Below are 320 nucleotides of genomic sequence, written 5' to 3' on the forward strand. Positions count from 1 at the left end.
GTGGAAACGCAGGAGAACCAGCCAAGCTTATCCGTCAGAGGTACCGTGAGGCAGCTGACATGATCAAGAAGGGAAAGATGTGTTGTCTATTCATCAACGATCTTGACGCTGGTGCGGGTCGTATGGGTGGTACTACTCAGTACACTGTCAACAACCAGATGGTCAACGCAACACTCATGAACATTGCTGATGCCCCAACCAACGTCCAGCTCCCAGGAATGTACAACAAGGAAGAGAACGCACGTGTCCCCATCATTGTCACTGGTAACGATTTCTCCACCCTTTACGCTCCTCTCATCCGTGACGGACGTATGGAGAAG

Annotated in this window: 1 protein-coding gene; it reads left to right on the plus strand. The window is 50.9% G+C overall.

Translation table 11 applies throughout. From position 1 onward, the window contains the following. On the plus strand, nucleotides 1-320 hold a 320-nt coding region (locus GQA99_RS21125; protein WP_160057034.1), incomplete at both ends, for an AAA family ATPase.

It is taken from the genome of Shewanella litoralis, from assembly GCF_009828585.1.
In the GTDB taxonomy this organism is placed as follows: Bacteria; Pseudomonadota; Gammaproteobacteria; order Enterobacterales; family Shewanellaceae; genus Shewanella; species Shewanella litoralis.